Source organism: Clostridium lentum (assembly GCF_014287815.1).
GTDB lineage: Bacteria > Bacillota > Clostridia > Clostridiales > Clostridiaceae > Clostridium > Clostridium lentum.
In genome coordinates, this window is sequence record NZ_JACOOQ010000049.1 from 1 (window position 1) to 834 (window position 834).

At 30.5% G+C, this 834-nt stretch carries 2 rRNA genes; both read left to right on the top strand.

From position 1 onward, the window contains the following. Window position 1: 1 nt before the first annotated feature. Window positions 2-118: ribosomal RNA gene (gene rrf / locus H8R92_RS13030) — 5S ribosomal RNA — on the top strand. A gap of 608 nt (window positions 119-726) precedes the next feature. Further along, a 16S ribosomal RNA gene (locus H8R92_RS13035) occupies window positions 727-834 on the top strand; the annotation flags it as partial.

The window sequence follows — 834 nt, forward strand, 5'->3', positions numbered from 1 at the left end:
ATCTGGTGATGATGGCGTAGAGGAAACACTCCTTCCCATTCCGAACAGGAAAGTTAAGCTCTACAGCGTCGATGGTACTGCACGGGGGACTGTGTGGGAGAGTAGAACGTTGCCAGGTTAGTAAGACTTAAAGCATTTGCTTTAAGTCTTTTTTGTTTACAAAAAAAAGAAAGTGATAATTTATAATTGATGTTAAAATTCAAGGAGTTTTTTAGAATTAAGAAATAAATTGTATTGGTATTTTATAAAAATGTGGAGAGGAGAAAAGATTATTAAAAAAAGTTATTTAAAAGGAGAAGAAAAAATTCAGTACTATTAAGGGATAAAAAGGAAAAAATAAACAAAAACTATAAGAAATATAATAACAATAGCGCCAGGTGTATCAATAATAGTATATATTAGAAAAAAGGAGAAAAATAAAGAAAATAAAAAATAATTTATAATATTAGTAATATTATAAATATATAGTATTAAGTATCATGATATTATAAATATCGTTCCGACAAGGAACAACCAAATCACTTAAAAAACTTGAAAACAACTTAAAAGTTTTAAAAAAAAAGTTGTTGACAGAGAAAAAAATAAGTGATAAGATAAGAAAGTCGCTTGAGGGTGACAAGATAAAATGGTCTTTGAAAATTGAACAGAATATAGTTAATATAAAACCAGCAATTCTTTTAAGTCTTATAAAGACTCAAAGTAATTTGAGCAAAACAGATTAAACTTTTTATTGAGAGTTTGATCCTGGCTCAGGACGAACGCTGGCGGCGTGCCTAACACATGCAAGTCGAGCGAATGAAGTTCCTTCGGGAATGGATTTAGCGGCGGACGGGT